The 330-nt window shown below is 40.9% G+C and carries 1 protein-coding gene; it reads left to right on the forward strand.

What is annotated here, in order from left to right; all coding sequences use genetic code 11:
• Window positions 1–140 precede the first annotated feature (140 nt).
• A partial coding sequence (locus tag HC175_RS21920) for an adenylyl-sulfate kinase (RefSeq protein ID WP_168139989.1) occupies window positions 141–330 on the forward strand: 190 nt, incomplete at its 3' end.

A 330-nucleotide genomic window follows, 5' to 3' on the forward strand; every position in this document is an offset into this window, starting at 1 on the left:
GACAAACTATAACTGTTAATAACGAATCCGGATTCCCGAATCCAGATCCCGAATCAACGAATCCGGATTCCCGAATCCCGATTCCCGATTTAACGAATTAACGAATCCCGAATTAACGAATTAACGATTTAACGATAAAAATGTCCTCCAACATAACAAAGCATACTTATCATATTTCCCGGAAGGAACGCAACAGGCAGAATGATCATAACTCCTTCGTGATCTGGTTCACAGGTCTTTCAGGATCGGGGAAGTCTACTATTGCTAATCAATTAGAGAAAGCACTATTCAGGAACGGGATCAGGACTTATTCCCTTGATGGAGATAATG

The sequence above is a fragment of the Salinimicrobium oceani genome (assembly GCF_012037645.1).